Annotated in this window: 18 protein-coding genes; 2 read left to right on the forward strand and 16 right to left on the reverse strand. The window is 40.5% G+C overall.

Annotation, left to right across the window (positions count from 1 at the left end; all coding sequences use genetic code 11):
• Positions 1–32 precede the first annotated feature (32 nt).
• The gene (locus tag SporoP8_RS01215; RefSeq protein WP_085130808.1) at positions 33–1,085 is read left to right on the forward strand and encodes an acyltransferase family protein; all 1,053 of its coding nucleotides are present in this window, start codon (positions 33–35) and stop codon (positions 1,083–1,085) included.
• 88 nt (positions 1,086–1,173) lie between these two features.
• On the opposite strand, the gene SporoP8_RS01220 is transcribed toward SporoP8_RS01215, so the two are convergent.
• The 15 genes from SporoP8_RS01220 to SporoP8_RS01290 form a co-directional block, all read right to left on the reverse strand.
• Positions 1,174–1,620 (reverse strand): hypothetical protein, encoded by a 447-nt coding sequence (locus SporoP8_RS01220; protein ID WP_085130810.1) that lies wholly within the window; start codon positions 1,618–1,620, stop codon positions 1,174–1,176.
• 39 nt (positions 1,621–1,659) lie between these two features.
• Entirely contained in the window at positions 1,660–1,905 is a 246-nt protein-coding gene (locus SporoP8_RS16950; RefSeq protein WP_085130812.1) for a DUF3953 domain-containing protein, read from the reverse strand.
• 287 nt (positions 1,906–2,192) lie between these two features.
• Positions 2,193–3,056, reverse strand: coding sequence for an Hsp33 family molecular chaperone HslO (gene hslO / locus SporoP8_RS01230; RefSeq protein ID WP_085130814.1), 864 nt, complete (start codon positions 3,054–3,056; stop codon positions 2,193–2,195).
• A gap of 30 nt (positions 3,057–3,086) precedes the next feature.
• Entirely contained in the window at positions 3,087–3,302 is a 216-nt protein-coding gene (locus SporoP8_RS01235; protein ID WP_085130816.1) for a DUF896 domain-containing protein, read from the reverse strand.
• 22 nt (positions 3,303–3,324) lie between these two features.
• Entirely contained in the window at positions 3,325–4,290 is a 966-nt protein-coding gene (locus SporoP8_RS01240) for an LLM class oxidoreductase (RefSeq protein ID WP_085130817.1), read from the reverse strand.
• Positions 4,291–4,325: 35 nt separating this feature from the next.
• Complete coding sequence (locus SporoP8_RS01245; RefSeq protein WP_085130818.1) at positions 4,326–4,799, reverse strand: RrF2 family transcriptional regulator; 474 nt, start codon at positions 4,797–4,799, stop codon at positions 4,326–4,328.
• Between the two features lie 215 nt (positions 4,800–5,014).
• The gene (locus SporoP8_RS01250) at positions 5,015–5,662 is read right to left on the reverse strand and encodes an O-methyltransferase (protein ID WP_085130820.1); all 648 of its coding nucleotides are present in this window, start codon (positions 5,660–5,662) and stop codon (positions 5,015–5,017) included.
• A gap of 185 nt (positions 5,663–5,847) precedes the next feature.
• Positions 5,848–6,594, reverse strand: coding sequence for an ABC transporter ATP-binding protein (locus SporoP8_RS01255; protein WP_085130822.1), 747 nt, complete (start codon positions 6,592–6,594; stop codon positions 5,848–5,850).
• A gap of 13 nt (positions 6,595–6,607) precedes the next feature.
• The gene (locus SporoP8_RS01260) at positions 6,608–7,357 is read right to left on the reverse strand and encodes an ATP-binding cassette domain-containing protein (RefSeq protein WP_085130824.1); all 750 of its coding nucleotides are present in this window, start codon (positions 7,355–7,357) and stop codon (positions 6,608–6,610) included.
• On the reverse strand, positions 7,350–8,162 hold the full coding sequence (locus SporoP8_RS01265; RefSeq protein WP_085130826.1) for an ABC transporter permease: 813 nt from the start codon (positions 8,160–8,162) through the stop codon (positions 7,350–7,352). Before SporoP8_RS01265 ends, SporoP8_RS01260 begins: the two co-directional genes overlap by 8 nt.
• Positions 8,163–9,131 (reverse strand): ABC transporter permease, encoded by a 969-nt coding sequence (locus tag SporoP8_RS01270; protein ID WP_085130828.1) that lies wholly within the window; start codon positions 9,129–9,131, stop codon positions 8,163–8,165. It abuts the gene before it with no gap.
• Entirely contained in the window at positions 9,121–10,701 is a 1,581-nt protein-coding gene (locus SporoP8_RS01275) for an ABC transporter substrate-binding protein (RefSeq protein WP_085130829.1), read from the reverse strand. Before SporoP8_RS01275 ends, SporoP8_RS01270 begins: the two co-directional genes overlap by 11 nt.
• Before the next feature lie 103 nt (positions 10,702–10,804).
• Positions 10,805–11,764, reverse strand: a complete 960-nt coding sequence (locus tag SporoP8_RS01280; protein ID WP_232319179.1) for an urea transporter — start codon at positions 11,762–11,764, stop codon at positions 10,805–10,807.
• A 502-nt stretch (positions 11,765–12,266) separates the two neighbouring features.
• Positions 12,267–12,800 (reverse strand): dihydrofolate reductase family protein, encoded by a 534-nt coding sequence (locus tag SporoP8_RS01285; protein ID WP_085130831.1) that lies wholly within the window; start codon positions 12,798–12,800, stop codon positions 12,267–12,269.
• A 275-nt stretch (positions 12,801–13,075) separates the two neighbouring features.
• Complete coding sequence (locus SporoP8_RS01290; protein ID WP_085130833.1) at positions 13,076–13,513, reverse strand: VOC family protein; 438 nt, start codon at positions 13,511–13,513, stop codon at positions 13,076–13,078.
• Positions 13,514–13,884: 371 nt separating this feature from the next.
• On the opposite strand from SporoP8_RS01290, the gene SporoP8_RS01295 reads away from it, so the two are divergent.
• Positions 13,885–15,597, forward strand: a complete 1,713-nt coding sequence (locus tag SporoP8_RS01295; RefSeq protein WP_085130835.1) for an ABC transporter ATP-binding protein — start codon at positions 13,885–13,887, stop codon at positions 15,595–15,597.
• 70 nt (positions 15,598–15,667) lie between these two features.
• On the opposite strand, the gene SporoP8_RS01300 is transcribed toward SporoP8_RS01295, so the two are convergent.
• Entirely contained in the window at positions 15,668–16,210 is a 543-nt protein-coding gene (locus SporoP8_RS01300; protein ID WP_085130837.1) for a CueP family metal-binding protein, read from the reverse strand.
• Positions 16,211–16,330 lie beyond the last annotated feature (120 nt).

Genomic DNA, 16,330 nt, shown 5'->3' on the forward strand with positions numbered 1-16,330 from the left:
GATATACGTTAGTTTTCTTGAGGAGCTTGATTATGAATAAGAAACGTTTATCTTGGGTAGATGTCACCAAAGGTTTTTTAATGATTCTTGTGGTCATTGGACATTATCCTGGACAGTTGGATTTTCCACTTGTTAAGTATATCTACTGGTTTCATATGCCGGCCTTCTTCATTTTAAGCGGATTATTTTTTAAGCCCGTAGTGGAAAAAGGCTTACTAAAACTCTCGATTCAAAAACGGTTTATGCAGTTAATTGTCCCCTATTTGTTTTTCTTAGTAAGCATTACACTGATTCGTTATGGGATAGAGATTGGTTCGGGGAATTCCGACTTATCATGGTATTTACATGAGATGTGGACACTTGTTGTCGGCGGACGTTTTGCACGTGGGGCTTATGGTGTATTTTGGTTTGTTACTACCCTATTCTTTACGTATTTGTTTTTCTTATGGATGACTAAAAACTTTAGCCGTACGAAACAACTGATTATTTTAGCTGTTTTTTATAGTATCGCCCACTTTGAAAGCCTGTTCGCGATGCGTGTCATTGGTGGTGCTCCATCTACTGCGGCGCAAACGATCCCGATGATTTGGAACATCGATGTCGCACTTATGGCAGTCGTCTATTTCTCAATCGGATATTATCTGAAGAGTTTTTGGATGAACATTCCGAAAAAATGGTTACTCGCAGGATTGCTCGTTAGTATAACGGCTATAACTCTTGATCATTATCATGTCATTGACTATCACTTGAGTATGAAATTTTTACGCTATGACCATTTCTTCTTAGACTTGATCATCCCGCTTTCTTTCACATTGGTGTTAGTTGGTGTGTTCCAACTCATAGCAGCTAAATTATCGTTGAATTGGCTACAAAAAATTGAAAAGCATTCCTTAACCATTATGTATTTACATATCTTCACGGATATTTTATTAAATGATTACTTTACGTATGGTATTGTGGGGTTCACCGCATTCGGTATATTCATTCCCATCTTCATTTCGATCATCATACACAAATTTCTGCCGCACGGAAAGCTATTCCTTGGTGGATTTTCACAGAAAAAGACCACGCAAATCGCGCAATAAAAAAGTACCTGTACACGAAACTTTCATGAATCGTTTCACATTCATGTCGGTTTTGTAGTACAGGTATTTTTTCGCATTCTACTTCAAGTTATTCCGACTTTTGTATTTTCAAACCTTCAATGCTATGTATGATTTCTTTGTAGTGGTCGGAACGGATTGAAAAACTGCTAAATTCTTCATGTGTCGTGCAGGAAAACCAAGCAAAGTTATTCTTCATAAAGGTTAGATCTTCAGGTAAATCAGGTGCCACCCAGTCGTACAACGTATGCGCGTGGTATTTTAATAACTTGCATGTTTTGTCGTTTGATTCTACAACAAAAACAGTTGCAGCTGGACCTTTTGTTATGGTATTGGCCCACTCTTTTGTTTTATAAGTTTCCAACGTGTACGGTTTGAATTGCTCCAATATATCTTGATTATAGGTCAGTTCTTTCCGTGTGATGAAATAAAATGTATCCGAATGATCGCATAGCGTGTTGATCAGTTTTCTATAGATTTCTTCTGAAGGGTTTTCCGTTATATCCCAGTACTCCATCTCCCTACCTCTTTTCCTGTAGAATACTCCATACGTCTATTACCTTAATAAGATGTTCATGTTTATGAATATGCTAAATGTTGCTACACAGAAAAGAAATATCGCCAAGCCTTTTCTTTTTTCTTTCAATTGACGGACTCCTAAGAGTAAAAGCATCACACCCAAAAGAATCTGCATATAAGGTAATGTGACATTTTCACCTGTTAGTAAACTATAACTGGATACAGAAGCTACTATGATTCCTAATATAGCAATTAGAATATTTATTATGTCAAAGGCCTCCATGTAAGAAATAAGTCTATTACAATATTTCTTTATCGTTTCAATTCTTTCTTACTTTACATACGAATGAATGTTTTAAAGGTTTCATACCATCACTTACTAGTTCGATTGGTGATTTTTTGTGTTGAGATAAAAGTTCAATTATTATCCTAGCTCTAAATAGTAAGTACATCTATATCAAACACGCAGTATCTTCCTTAACTCAATCGAAAAAGCACCTGTATAAGAATGTTCATGAATGACTACGCACACATGACCCTTTCTCACACAGGTACTCAGTATTCTTCACTTTATAAAGCTGCTTTTTTCAGTGCTTCTAAATGTGCAGTATCAAAGTGATAGGTTTCATTGCAAAAGTGGCAATTCGCTTCGGCGTGTCCGTCGGTTTGAATCATGTCTTGAATTTCTTCACTACCTAAGCTGATAATCGCATTGGAGATCCGGTCCATAGAGCATTGACACTGAAATTGAACGGGCATACTTTCTAAAACTGTGACATGATCCGAACCTAATATGTGCTCAAGTATTTGTTCTGGAGTAGTTCCTTTCGCGATCATCGAAGAAAGTGGTGCAATTACTTTCACTCGTTCTTCAATGATCTTCATCACGTCTTCATCTGCGCCCGGCATAAGTTGAATAATAAAACCACCCGCAGCTTTTACGGTATAATCAGAATTTACTAATACGCCTACTCTGACAGCAGATGCCGTTTGTTCAGATTTAGATAGATACGATGTATAGTCTTCTCCAATTTCCCCGGAAATGAGAGGGATTTGTCCTACGAACGGATGCATCAGCCCGACGTCTTTTGAGACGGTTAGCAACCCATTCGTTCCGACTGCTTTTCCCACTTCGTTCATTTCAAAGTCGGTTTGAGGATTCGAGACATAGCCGCGCACTTCACCTTTCGCATTGGAATCCACGATAATGGTACCGAGTGGGCCGCCACCATTGATTTTAACCGATAATTTCTCCTCGCCTTTTAACATAGCGCCAAGAATTACACCAGCCGTTATGGAACGTCCGAGGGCATCTGCAGCTGTTGGTAAAGCCGCATGTCGTCGCTGTGCTTCCGCTACTGTTGCGGTTGAATTCACGGCGTAGGCACGTACTTGATTTTGATAAGCTACTGCTTTTACTAAATAATCATTCACTCTATACACCCTTCCTATAGCCCCAAACGTTTAATTGAGCTTTGTTTCTCGTAATTTTTCGGGTGTTACATCATTGCCAAGCGGATCGATGACTGTTAAACCTGAAAATGTACCAATGACCTGTCCGCGGATTTCGCGTAAGTAATCTTGACGCAATACGGTCTGCTCAACTACTTCCGCATTTGTTAAGCCTTCCTCACGCTGTTTTTTTGCTAATTCATTAATACGACCTAGTTGATTGATCATTTGATTACCTCATTTCCATTTTTTATACGCATAAAAGTGTAGTATGTGCCTTAAAGTGCGGAATGACAAACTCTTGCAACTCCTGTATCACGTCTGTTATTGGACGATCTTCATTTCGAATCGCCAGAACGACATGGTTTACTCCGATATTTTGCAATGCATACAGATAATCGATTAAAAACTGATAACCGGATGTAAAACCAACTTTTATTGGAATGGGTCTGGGCGACGTATTCGGTTTCTCCGATAGATTAATCGTTAATGGCTGTATGAATGGTTTAAACTCGGTTGTCGCTTGACGCCAACGCTTGATCAGTTCTTGCTGACGATTTGCTTCTTGGGCGTAAAATATCCAACCGTCTGTATTCTCAGCTAACCACTCTAGCGATTGTCCAGAATATCCTGTACCTAAAATAGGGATGTTCGACAATATTGGTTTCGGAATCACATCGCCTGCTTCTAATCCTACACGTTCAGACTGAATCGTAGGGAATGATTCTTTCCAAACGGTTTTCATTACATTTATAGATTCTCTAAACAATTCATCACGTCGATCTCGATTCACTTTAAACGCAGGGAATTCGATCGGGCGATCACCCGTTGCAACGCCTAGTAAGAAGCGCTGTTTGGATAGATCATCCAATGAAGCAGCTGACTTAGCCAAGTGAAGCGGATGCCGCAACGTTGTGACGACACTTGCGGTTCCTAGCGCTATTTTACTTGTATGCGCACTTACGTATGCGAGAAGTTGAAAAGGATCATGCTTCACGCCAGTATCTCCGAAGTCTGGATCGTAAAGCGGTGAATCTCTCACGTATAATGCCGCAAATCCTGCATCTTCGGCTTGTTTGGCGAGCTGTACCTGCTCAGCTATATCCATCGGCATCCGATAATCGGTTGCTCGATCCATAGGAAATGTAAGGCCTAGTGTGAGCTTATTTTCCGAAAATGTTCGAGCGAACCCTTGATGCGTTTGAAATGTATTCATCGTAACTCCACCTATCTCGCAATCCTACTAACTTGTCACACCATTTTTTCTTTTAGCCATTCTTGCAGTGCTTGTACTTTCGGATTGTATTCTGTATTTATTTTTTCATAAAGTGACGCCACCGTTTCGCGTTTTAAAATCGATTTCCATGAATTTTCAGCCTCTGCCATCAAAGCCGTTAATGCGCAGTCACGATCTTCTTCTAAATCCAGCAAGTCATGAAAAACACCAGTTGAAGAATAGAGTGATTGTTTCCCTTCAATCGCTAGATATATATCATAGACACGAATATCTTCAGGCTTTCTTCTTAACTTAAATCCACCTTTCACTCCAGGAACAGAAGTAATCAAGTCCGCGCTGACTAATTTCCGTAAGATCTTTTGGGTATATGTCGGCGATGCGTTAAGCTGTTGACTAATGGCTTCTCCTGGTAATACGGCTCGTTGCGGCAACATGTTCAAGATAAGAATGGCATACAAAGATTGTTCCACTCCGGTTTTCATATGCATGATATCATCACCTTTTTTTACTATTTTTATTCGAAACATCTATTCTTTGATATCGCGGATAAACATTGTCCTCGTTATAATAACATGTCATTTTATAATAGTATAGTTTTCTACTCCGACCACTACAATGAGTGCTCACGTATATATCAAATGAAAAAAGCTAGCCTGAAGATGGTAAAGTTCCGTCTTCAGGCTAGCTATATACTTGGACTTTTCTACGACCGGAGCCGTTTAACTTGCGATATCGTCAATCCATCACCGATTGGCAACAATACTGACGTCAAACGAGGATGCCGTGCTGTGTATTCATTGAACTCCCGCATATTGTCCGTAAAGTGTTTACCTTGTATGGACGCGTCGGCTACTGTACCACCCGCCAACACGTTATCGGCTACGATCACCGCATTCGGTTCAGCAAGCTCTAAACAGCGATCTAAATAGTTTCGATAATTTTCTTTGTCCGCATCAATGAAAAAGAAATCAAACGTTTTTCCTTCTGCTTTCAACGCTTCTAAGCTGTCTAAAGCAGGTCCGGTTTTATACGTTACTTGTTCGCCAAAGCCTGCCTTCGTTAAATTAGAGTTGGCTAACTTTGCGAATGATTCCTCTAGTTCCATTGAAGTCAAATGCCCTTCCTTCGTCAATCCTCTCGCAAGACATATACCGCTATATCCGCCAAGCGCACCAATTTCAAGAACATTTTTTGCGTCAGTCAACGAAACGAGCATCGTCAGCGCTTTGCCCGAAGCTGGAGAAACCGAGATCGGGTGCATACCATTTTCTTGGATAGATAACAGCACATCCTCGAGAACTTGATCAGTTGATACGAACGTTTGGTTAATATATTGGTTAATCATTTCCATTATGTAAATCCTCCTCCACATAGTAAGTTGAATGCCATATTATTCATTTACCACACTTTCCGCCAACACTTTGACTTTCACTACATCAACGGTATGCTTATCAAGCATTCCGTATGCCATTTATTATGAGCGGGAACGTGAGAAACTGTCAATAGATAACAAATACAGTACATCCGTGTAGTACTCTACTCTCTCATTCGATTCCCTAATACAGAGGCGAATAGTTGCCTCGCATAGCAATGAGAAAAGTAAAATACTCCATCTGTTTTCGCACTCTCATCCACCACTCGTCCATCCTTCATCACATATATTCGATCACATGCATACATGACAGCCTGCAGATCATGCGCAATGAATAAAATCGACATATCCATTTCTCGGTTGAGTTCTAGAAGCAGGTCAATGATTTCCCTTTGAGTCAATCGATCCAAATTGGATACGATTTCATCGCAAATGAGCAAATCGGGTTCGACTAACAATGAACGAAGCAAGTTGACACGCTGCTGCTCACCGCCACTCAATTGTGAAGGATATCTATGTAAATGCGTTTCCGATAATTTGACTCTTCCAAGCATTCGTCGAATATATGCTTCACGATCTCCTTTCATCAGGCGAAGAGGCTCTAGCAATATTTCGCGCACAGTCCAGGAAGGATTCAGCGCTGCCGATGCATTTTGAAAAATTAATTGGCTTGCTTGATAAAATGATTTCCGGCTTTTCCGTGTAACCAATTTACCATTGAATGCAATGGAACCACTGTCGGCTAATTCAAGTTGCATCACGACACGCGCGAGCGTACTCTTTCCACAACCGCTCTCTCCTACTAAACCTACAACTTCCCCTTTACTCACAGTTAAATCTATTCCATTCAACGCTTTTTTCGTCTGGCGTCCATTGTAGTAACTCTTAGAAACATTCGATACTTCTAACATCTGGCGTCCACTCCTAAAATCTACTCTCCAACAACCGCTTTGTATAGGCATGACGGGCATTCCAGAAAACGGTTTCCACCTTCCCCGTTTCCACAATGCTTCCTTGCTGCATAACGGCCATTTCATGAGCGGCTTCAGCGACGATGTCCAGGTCATGGGTAATGAGAAGAATCGTCGTACCCCGTTCTTCATTGAGACGAATGAGCCATTCAATGAATTCTTTTTGCAACACCATATCCAGTGCAGATGTAGGCTCGTCTGCAATGAGTAAAGCAGGTTCCACGTAAAATGCGCACGCAATCATACATCTTTGCAACATTCCGCCTGATAATTGAAAAGGATAGCGCTCGACAACTTCCCAGGATAAGCCCAACTTGTCTAAAATTGAAAGCATTTTTTCATTAAATACTTGTAACGTATCGCCAACACGTTTCCCCGAGAATGCATACAGTTGATGCCTCATTTTCACGGACGGATTAAAACTGTTCGATGCGTCTTGGAATATCGTGAAAATATCTTGCTTCTTCACGCTTTCCATCTCCTGATCAGACATATCCAATAGGTTTCGACCTTCGTACATGATGGCTCCGCTTACTTTGGCATCTGCTGGTAGCATACCAAGCACAGCGGATACCGTCATACTCTTTCCGCTACCACTTTCTCCAATCAGCGACGTGATTTTTCCACGCGCTATAGTGAACTCAACGTGATGCGTAATGTGCTTACCTTTCATTGTAATAGAGAGGTCTCTTACTTCAATCATGAACACGCCTCCGCTCCGGATTTTTCCACGCCTCTCCGATAAAATTAATCGCTAGAATAGTCAAGAAAATCATAATGCCTGGAAATAATGCAATCCACCAAGCGCCAATTAAAATATCGTTTTGCGCGTAGTACAACATATTCCCCCATGATGGAATCGACTGCGGTATACCGATGCCAAGAAAACTAAGTGATACTTCCATAAAGATCGCGCTCGCAAAATTAAATAACGTCACGACAAAAATGGCAGGTAGGCTGTTGCGTAGCAAATGACCCCATAGAATTTTCCAAACAGGTGTCCCTAGCATGCTAGCCATTTTAACAAACTCTTCTTCTTTGAGCCGAATGAATTCCGAACGGACTATTCTTGCGGTAACAAGCCATCCCGTCAACCCAATGAGAAGTGCCATGCCCCACATACCGCCTTGCAAAAATGCTTGGAACGCTAAAATAATAATTAGAGCTGGAATGGTAATCAAAGCTTCCAATAATCGCATCATGACGGTATCGATCACGCCGCCAAAATATCCACTAATACCGCCATAGACAATTCCAATCACTAGCGACAAAATAACCGAACCACTTGCGACAGCTAACGTCACTTTCCCACCTTCTAATAAACGCGAGAAAACGTCCCGACCTAAATGATCCGTTCCTAACCAATGATCACTACTCGGGGCACTATATATTTCATCCATGTTCATATCATTCGGACTGTATGGGTCCAGTATAGTTGAAAATACCGTCAAAAAGATAATCAATCCAAGAAGGCTGCACCAAAATAAAAGTGCTTTCCGTGACTTCATTTACCGGATACCTCCTTTACGCAACTTCGGATCCATAGCGTACATAATGAGATCGACAATAAATAATGTCATCACGACTAGGATGCCCGTCACCATGATGCTGCCCATTAACAATGGGTAATCCTTCGTTGCGACTGCTTTGACCGTCAATTGCCCTAATCCAGGCCAAGCAAACAATGATTCCACAATAATAGAACCACCAAAGAACGACGGAATGGTCATAGCGATGTAATTCAAATAAGGAATGGAGGCGTTACGCACGATTCCTTTTCGAATGAACCTTTCCATTACACCATTTGCGCGTGCCACCTTCACATAGTATTGACCGTTTTCTATCTTGATACTTTCCTGCAGAAAACGTGCATAAATCCCTACATGCGTTACAATCAGCACACCCGCAGGCATGATGAGATGACGGATTTTATCGATCACACCGCCAGTACCCTCTACATCACCCGACCCAGAAGAAGGAAGAATCCCTAGATTCACAGCAAAGAAGTAGATGAACAGAATACCAAGCCAAAAGGCAGGTATGGAAGACGTTGCGATACTAAATGTGGAAAGACCTTTATCCCACATAGAACCTGCCTTCATACCCGCCACTGTGCCAAGCCAAAGGGAACCCATGACAATAAAAAACATCGTTACGCTAAATAATAGTAGCGTGTTCGGTAGCCGTTCCACGATGATGTCGGAAACGGGTCTACCTTCTTTGGAAGAAATCCCTAAATTCCCTTTAACTGTTTCACCTAGCCAAGCAACGTACTGCTCAGCTACCGGACGGTCTAATGCATACGCACGGGTAATGCGTTCTTTTTCAGCTGTGGTTAACGTCTGCGCATTGCCTCCATAAAAAGCCGCAGCAGGATCTCCAGGCGCTGCTTGCATAATGAAAAAAGAGAGGAAGCTAACGATGAAGAGGACTACAATCCCCATCACCATTCGCTTCCCTACCCATTTACTGATCATTCCACTTCCACTCCTCGACGTTCCAGAGGAAACCAGATCCATGATGACCTAGCGTTCGTTCTTTCACACCACTTACATTTTTGTTTATACCATACACTGCATTTTCGTAGGCTATAAAGTCAAATGCCGGATCTTTCGCTAATTCTTCTTGGAACTGCATATAAATTGCTTTCCGTTCATCCGGATCCGTCGTGGTACGTCCTTTTTCAAGTAGTTCGTCCACTTTTTCATTCGAATAATTACCATAGTTATAACCGGTGCTATTTATACTCGATTCATTCGTATGGAACAATATATGCGTATGATGATCCGCGTCATAGGGACTGCCCCAACCCACCATGAACGCATCTGCGTCTTCAATCGTAATCGCGCTCCAGTCAAGTGCAGCTACTTTTACATCCGCACCGATGTCCTTAAAACCTTCGGCAACGTAATTTGCCATGTTCGTACGAACAGTATCGCTTGCCGGTGTAGTAATCGTAAAGGATAGTTTTTCTCCGTCTTTGTAACGCATACCGTCCTCTTTTTCTATCCAACCTGCTTCATCTAACAGCGCATTCGCTTTTTCCACGTCATATGTGTACTTTTCTATTTGATCATTATGGAATTCATGGTTTTGCAATGGTGAATAGGCAACAGAACCATGTCCTTTTAAAATACCTTTTACGATTTGTTCTCGATCGGTTGCATAACTAAACGCACGACGCACATTAACATCTTTCCAAAAGTCCAAATTCATATTGAATAAAATGCCACGGTAATCGGACGACTCCATATCGTAAATAGTCAAGTTCTCTTCTTTTTGCAAGTTTTCAACTTGTACAGGATCCAAAAGTGCAACATCCACTTCACCCGACTTCAACTGAAGTGCACGGACATTACTATCCGGAATAAACTTGAATATCACTTTTTCAATCGAAGGCTTCGTTCCAAAAAAGTCGCTATAGGCCTGTAGTGTCAACGCATTGCCACGGTCCCAATTATCAAACTTATATGGTCCCGCACCAATCGGATGGCTGTTAAAGTCCGCCGTTCTCATATCGACTCCTTCAAAAGCATGTTTCGGAAGGATGGGTACAGTTAACTTGTCTAGTAAAGGTGTAAATGGCTGTTTTAATGTAACTTCTACAGTATATTTATCCAGCGTTTTGGTAGATTTCACTTCTTCAAAATCAGATTTCAAAAATGAAGCGTTTTGATCATCCATAATACTTTCTATCGTGAACACTACATCTTCTGCTGTAAGTTCTTTCCCATCATGGAATGTAATACCTTCTTTTAACGTAAACGTATACGTAAGTTTATCCTCTGATACATCGAACGAGTCTGCGATGTCCGTACCTACTTTATTATTTTCATCAAATCGCATGACTCCACGAAACAATAATGCATCTAAGTTCGTTTCTTCGAGGATCGGGTTTAGCCCTTCGAACTCTTCTTCAGAAGCATAAATGAGGCGATTCTCTTTAGTTGGAGTTGCTTCTTTAACATCCTCTTTTTTACTACAACCTGCCACAATCAACACAAGTACCATAAAAAGTACAAGCATTTTCTTATTTAATGTAAACATTAGTCTCTCCTTTTTTCTCACTAGATTTACCACATTTTATCATTATTTCATGTTCGTATGCATTTGTCCTGTCTAACGGTTTATATTTTTCACTATGGAGCCATTATAAATTCGGTAGAACTTTTCTAGCCCCTAGTATTAACCAAGTGCTCAGTACAAATGGCATCGTCAATGCGGGAAGTCCAAACGGTAATAACCAAATGCTGACACTAGCCATGAGAGGAACTGTAATACATGCCGCTAGCACACCGGTAATCGGTGCATAGCGATTTTCCTTCGTGTTGTATACGACCGATACGGCTAGAATGGTCAAAATAGCGTTGTAGCCATATAACCCTAACATGATCAACGTATGTTCTCCGACTAAAGCAAGAGCTGTTGCGCAAGCGACCACGTTTCCGATGACCGCGTATATGCCCATTTTCCTGCTAGCCCAAAAAACCGCTATGAATAATAAAAGACCGGGTATGGTTTCAGTAAGAAAAAAGATTTGACCGATTCCATTGAAAATTGCTTGGAACAGATCAATTTCGCCTTCTACATGCAGTTCCCAATTCGCTACACTTTGAGGAACCAGTGACTCATTTAACTTGATACTATCGAGTTTATAAGATGAAAGCAGTATAAACCACGTGGATAAGATAAATGGTAACGTCAGGATCGGGATGCCGAAGTTGCCTAAGAAATACATTAACGTCGCTGTGAATATCGCAGTGATTGCCGCTCCTACCAATGCCACAACCCAAGCGTTCGGTCCGGTTAAAAATGTTTGTAGTACTAATCCGGAAAGCACAGAATTATAGCTCATCAAACCTTTACTGATCCATGTTTGATCTGCACCGCCTACTTTCGACACCAATGTGCCAATCATGGCGGATAAGCCTGCAATAACCCCTAATGAAAACGAAGATACCGTAATAGCTAATAAAATCAGAAGACCCGTTACCGTGTTTTCAATATAAATGATTTGGGATATCCCTTTAAGAGATTCTTTAAGAAAAGCAGTTACACTTCCTTTTTTCATCACTTGCATCGTTTGATTTTCTCTATTTTCGTCTCCCAAATTGGCTCACCTATTTCATTTACTTTAGTGACATACTTATTCAGACGATCTGGCATTGTTCTGAAATGTGTTAGTTGTCCTATTATCAAATTTTCTGCTAATACACTAGTTCTTATACATAAAATGTACATAGTGCTACAATTGCGCCCTTTAACGAGACACTGCTTGCAACCCGTTGATCTGCGCTGCAGCCGGACGCGTTTGGAGGGCGTGCGGTGAACCTTCAAGATCGGAAAAAGTTTATTATCTAACAAACCGCCGATTAAGGCTGACAATCCAGCGATTACAACAAATACAATACTGCTTCTTTCAGGAATTAAATATTCTACTAACGAACGCACGATTACAACCATAACCACTATAAGTAGGCTTACTTTTCTTTCATAGAATTCGCCCTAATTTCTCCCAATCAAGTAAATTACACTCCATCGTTCTCCACGTTAAACGCGCCTATTACTGAATGGGTTGTAGATTGCATCCGATAACAGTAAAACAATCGTACTCATCTATTTACTGTATAATGTAATTCAACAAATTGATTGAAAGTTCTAGTACCTCTTAGGGAAAGATCGAGTTCATAATCGTCTGGTTTAAATAAAGGAATTCCCTCTCCGATGATTGTAGGTGCAACTGTTACGATCAGTTCATCGACTAAGTTCTCTTTTAAAAATGTATGTAGGATATCTCCACCACCAACTATCCAGATATCTTTACCTTCTTCTTTTTTCAAATTATTAGTAAAGCTAACAATATCCCCATTTATAAATGTAACATCTTTTGTATCTGTTACAGATGACCTGGAAAAAACGTAACTATTTTTATTTGAATATGGGAATTGTCCTTTTTCTTGTTCCATAATCCAATCATATGTCCTTTTACCCATTAAGACTGTATCTATCTTTTCGAAAAACTCCGAATAGCCATTGTCTCCTTCTCCCTCAACATTAAATAACCAATCAAGTGAGTCATCTTTTGTTGCGATATAACCATCTAAACTTTGAGCAATAAATAATACTAACTTCCTTTGTTTTTTCATCATAATCCTCCTATTCACTTTCAAAATAAGAATGTACGTTCTTGCGAATATTAGCAGATTTACGTCACTAATTCAATTCATCAATACAATCCGATAACAGAACAGTCTTAAGAAACCGTTGATTTCCGTTTCAAGTGCGGTGAACTCGCAGGAGTCACCATCTTCCACTCCAATCAACAAAGTGTCTACTTTGCGCTTATTCATTGATATACGATAGTTTTTAGAAGACTTCTTTAAATTTGGAGATCGAGATCATTTAACTTCTCATTTGACATTTAGTTGATTTTTTCCGCCAGCTCTAAAATAATTCCCTCTGGACCACGAATGTAGCATAGCTTATAACTCTCTTCATATTGCTGTATTTCACTAAAGATTTCCTTACCGCTCTTTTTTAATTTCGCAACAATATTTTCAATATCTTCAACGGCAAAACAAATGTGTCGGATACCTAGCGTATTTGCAGAAGGTTTCTGTATACCTTTATCATCTGACGGCGAATAAAACTTTACTAGTTCAATCCACGTCTGGCCGTCCGGCATCCCCAATGCTACACACGTCGTTTTCACATGAGTAAGACCCACTATTCTGTCTAACTGCTCCCCATCCAATTCCCATTCCGCATGTACTTCAAGCCCTAAATCGAGAAAAAATGTTTTTGCCTCCGCTAGATCATGTACATTTATACTGACATGATCTATTCTGTTGATTTTCATGTCTGAAACCTCCCATGTCGCTCTATTCATTTATCATCCTGAACTGTTTTAAGAACTGTTCATTTATCACAACTACATGTGTTAGGCGATTTATTCATTTACGCGAACAGCCAATCCCTTCAGTATGTTTCACCAAATTGTTTTTAACACACTATATTTTTTAAAAAACGTCACGCCACTGGGTGCTACACCGTTCAAAACCAGGTCAGGGACAAATAACCCCTATAGCAGAATATATCGTATGGCAGTACGTTTGACTGTGTGTGAAGTTCCTTCTATTATTTATTTCACCTTTAATGACACCCGTCTAAGATGATTTTTCTTCAGTCTTCTCTTATACTACTAATACATCAACGGAAAGGAATTACTACATGATTACACAATTTTTCTCCTACTACAAGCCACATAAGCGCTTGTTTTTGATCGACTTTTTCAGCGCCATTTTCGTAGCCCTTCTTGAACTGGCCTTCCCCCTTGCCGTTCAGTGGTTTATCGATGGACTCTTGCCGTCAGGAGATTGGAATCGAATTATCACCGTCAGCTTTTTACTATTGCTCGTCTATTTAGTGAGTACGTTTCTTCATTATATTGTTAGCTATTTAGGGCATAAACTCGGAATTAACATCGAAACCGATATGCGCCGTGAATTGTTCGAACATGTACAGAAACAATCTTTCCGTTTTTTTGATAATACAAAAACGGGCCATATTATGACACGTATCACGACGGACTTATTCGATATTGGTGAATTAGCTCACCATGGGCCTGAAGATGCGTTCATTGCGGTCATGACCATTCTAGGTGCGTTTGGGATCATGTATACGATCAACCCTGAGCTTGCTTTAATCGCCATCGTAATGGTTCCGTTGCTTGCAGTTGTCGTCGCCTTCTCTAATAAGAAGATGAATGCAGCGTGGCATAAAATGTATCAAAATATCGGAGATGTCAATGGACGGGTTGAGGATTCTGTGTCCGGCTCACGCGTTGTGAAATCATTTACAAATGAAGATTTTGAATTACGTCGTTTCCAACAAGACAATGATCAGTTCCGCTTAGCTAAACTAAAAGCGTATAAAGTCATGGCGTGGGCTACGTCTTCGATGTATATGCTCACGCGCCTTGTCACACTGGTTATTTTAATTGTCGGTGCTTGGTTCACAGTGAATGATAAATTAACATACGGTGAATTAGTCAGCTTTATTTTATTCAGCAATATTTTGATTAAGCCTATTGATAAAATAAGTGCCTTGCTGGAGTTATATCCAAAAGGGATGGCAGGTTTTAGTCGTTTCCGTGCATTAATTAACCAAGATCCAGAAATTAAAGATGTGAAAAATGCACTAGTCGTTGATCAGCTACATGGAGATATTACATTTCGCGACGTGACATTTGGTTACGACGTCGAGCGACCTGTGTTACGCAATATCGACTTAACGATTCACGCTGGACAAACCATTGCGTTCGTTGGTCCGTCGGGTGCTGGAAAGACGACTATTTGTTCACTCATCCCTCGTTTCTACGAAGTCAATGAAGGGTCTATTTCAATTGATGGAATAGATATTCGAGAAATGACGCAGAAATCATTGCGCAGTCAAATCGGGATCGTGCAACAAGATGTCTTCTTATTTACAGGAACGATTCGTGATAATATTGCGTACGGTAAATTACATGCGACAGACGAGGAAGTATTTGAAGCTGCAGAAAAAGCTCATCTTACTGACTTGATCAGTAGTATGCCAAATGGCTATAACACGCAAATTGGTGAACGTGGATTAAAACTATCAGGTGGTCAAAAACAACGCCTGGCAATCGCTCGGATGTTCTTAAAAAATCCACCGATTCTCATTCTAGATGAAGCGACTTCCGCACTTGATACCGAAACGGAACGCATTATTCAACAATCACTGGAAGAATTAGCCGTTAATCGTACTACACTCATCATCGCGCATCGTCTCACAACGATTCGTAATGCCGATCAAGTCATCGTGATGACCGAAGATGGTATTGAAGAGCAAGGAACGTATGAAAATTTATTGCGCCAAAATGGTACATTTGCTCAATTGCATCAAGCTAACCAAGTATAATTACACATAAAAAAACTGTGCTGCAAACGTTTGCGGCACAGTTTTTTTCATATGAAGTTTACTTTCGAAATCACTCCAAACGCATAGTGGTGATGCACGTGTTGTCCCCATCGAATGTAGTAATTTCAGCTACAGTTTCTTTCGTGTCTTGTTTGATTGTGACTGTGAATGTATCATCACGCGGCAGCCATAAGTCGATAAATCCATTCGCTTCAGTTGTCTTAACTTCATCGAGAATTACATTACCTTCTGAATCTTCTATATGCACATCGAAATCTTCCTCAACGAGTTCACCTTGGCAACCTGTTAGACTATGGACGTCGCACGGGTGTGTAGTGTTCACGAAAGGAGCAATCGATACAAAAAACTCATCTTCTGGCAGATCGTACGTTGTAACTTTTTTATCATCATCCGTGACGATCAGTTCAGACGATGTAATAGAAGCAGACGCAGCTACAGCATTTCTAACGGTATAGTCGTTCACTAATTCTTTAATGTCCACTGATTCTTGTGGTGCTTGTGGGGTTTGTGCTTCGTTATTAGCATTTTCTTTACTACAACCGACTAATAAAGCGGTGACCAGTAGCAACATAGCCATCATTTTTCCTTTCATCGTATCACGACCTATTCATTTTATTTTGGTAGCTGTTTAGCAAGATCAAAATTCCGTACTTATGAAGAGAACATGTAGCGCAAGTTCTGCCTTTTATGTATAGTGTACATGATCCGAACG

This window comes from Sporosarcina ureae, from assembly GCF_002101375.1.
Classification (GTDB): domain Bacteria; phylum Bacillota; class Bacilli; order Bacillales_A; family Planococcaceae; genus Sporosarcina; species Sporosarcina ureae_B.

Coding starts and splice junctions, on each gene's coding strand:
- SporoP8_RS01265 (WP_085130826.1), bottom strand. CDS start 8,162: ATGAAGTCACGGAAAGCACTTTTATTTTGGTGCAGCCTTCTTGGATTG.
- SporoP8_RS01300 (WP_085130837.1), bottom strand. CDS start 16,210: ATGAAAGGAAAAATGATGGCTATGTTGCTACTGGTCACCGCTTTATTA.
- SporoP8_RS01270 (WP_085130828.1), bottom strand. CDS start 9,131: ATGATCAGTAAATGGGTAGGGAAGCGAATGGTGATGGGGATTGTAGTC.
- SporoP8_RS16950 (WP_085130812.1), bottom strand. CDS start 1,905: ATGGAGGCCTTTGACATAATAAATATTCTAATTGCTATATTAGGAATC.
- SporoP8_RS01275 (WP_085130829.1), bottom strand. CDS start 10,701: ATGTTTACATTAAATAAGAAAATGCTTGTACTTTTTATGGTACTTGTG.
- SporoP8_RS01245 (WP_085130818.1), bottom strand. CDS start 4,799: ATGCATATGAAAACCGGAGTGGAACAATCTTTGTATGCCATTCTTATC.
- SporoP8_RS01255 (WP_085130822.1), bottom strand. CDS start 6,594: ATGTTAGAAGTATCGAATGTTTCTAAGAGTTACTACAATGGACGCCAG.
- SporoP8_RS01215 (WP_085130808.1), top strand. CDS start 33: ATGAATAAGAAACGTTTATCTTGGGTAGATGTCACCAAAGGTTTTTTA.
- SporoP8_RS01235 (WP_085130816.1), bottom strand. CDS start 3,302: ATGATCAATCAACTAGGTCGTATTAATGAATTAGCAAAAAAACAGCGT.
- SporoP8_RS01250 (WP_085130820.1), bottom strand. CDS start 5,662: ATGGAAATGATTAACCAATATATTAACCAAACGTTCGTATCAACTGAT.
- SporoP8_RS01295 (WP_085130835.1), top strand. CDS start 13,885: ATGATTACACAATTTTTCTCCTACTACAAGCCACATAAGCGCTTGTTT.
- SporoP8_RS01285 (WP_085130831.1), bottom strand. CDS start 12,800: ATGAAAAAACAAAGGAAGTTAGTATTATTTATTGCTCAAAGTTTAGAT.
- SporoP8_RS01220 (WP_085130810.1), bottom strand. CDS start 1,620: ATGGAGTACTGGGATATAACGGAAAACCCTTCAGAAGAAATCTATAGA.
- SporoP8_RS01260 (WP_085130824.1), bottom strand. CDS start 7,357: ATGATTGAAGTAAGAGACCTCTCTATTACAATGAAAGGTAAGCACATT.
- SporoP8_RS01290 (WP_085130833.1), bottom strand. CDS start 13,513: ATGAAAATCAACAGAATAGATCATGTCAGTATAAATGTACATGATCTA.
- SporoP8_RS01240 (WP_085130817.1), bottom strand. CDS start 4,290: ATGAATACATTTCAAACGCATCAAGGGTTCGCTCGAACATTTTCGGAA.